This window comes from Bacillus sp. Xin1, from assembly GCF_013314535.1.
GTDB lineage: Bacteria > Bacillota > Bacilli > Bacillales > Bacillaceae_G > Bacillus_A.
The window spans coordinates 1-771 of record NZ_JABUAE010000155.1 but is presented as its reverse complement, the minus strand read 5'-3'; the positions used below and the strand labels follow the sequence as shown (position 1 = coordinate 771).

The following is a 771-nucleotide window of genomic DNA, read 5'->3' as shown; positions in this document are numbered from 1 at the left end:
GAACTGATATTGTTCTCCATCTCCTCCCTCTACATGAAGAAACATTTCTATTGTATGAGAAGCTGGATCATACGCTCTTTTCTCTATCGTCACGGTTCGATTTCCAAATAACGTAACCGGCTTTTTCAGCTCTGTATGATAGACTGGTTCTTCATAGGGTAAATATAATTTCGAAGTGAAAAAGCCAAAAAAGCCAAAAAACATAAATCCTACAATCAAGCCATATATCCATGATTTTTTACGTCTTAAATTCACACCATTATTTACAACTTCCATTTACTCAACACCTCACTTTTTTAAGATGCAATGATTTGAACCTCTAGTTCTTCTACATTGGTTACGTGCCAATTCTCTTGATTTTTCTGCACCGTTACTTTCATCACATTTTTCGTTTTATCCGTTGTTCCATTCGCACCAATCGTCACGGTATTTTGAAATTCTGCGATCGCTTCTACCTGAGAAGCACCAATCCTATAATCTTGTAAGTATAACTTCATATCAGATGGCTTAGATACGTATGTGTCCCCCATTTCGAATGTATCCGTTGGATAAAAGAGCTGAAACACTTCATCTTTCATTAATTTTTTTGACTGTTCTCTCCGTTCCTCATATCCTTGTTTTTCTCGATGAAAGGATAACTGAATAAACTTTTCTACCGCTGAAAGATACGCTTGTCGTTCTTGTTCCTGTTCCGAAGGAAGTGTTTCTTTTATCTTCTTTTTCAGTTCATCATTTTCAGTCTGTAACACCTGGTTACGAACTTTTAATTGC

The 771-nt window shown here is 36.3% G+C and carries 1 protein-coding gene and 1 pseudogene; both read right to left on the bottom strand.

Annotation, left to right across the window (positions count from 1 at the left end; translation table 11 throughout):
- Nucleotides 1-276, bottom strand: a pseudogene (locus HRG09_RS28230) (hypothetical protein); the annotation flags it as partial.
- A gap of 20 nt (nt 277-296) precedes the next feature.
- Nucleotides 297-771: MerR family transcriptional regulator (locus HRG09_RS28225; protein WP_254610209.1), on the bottom strand; the 475-nt coding region annotated here is incomplete at its 5' end.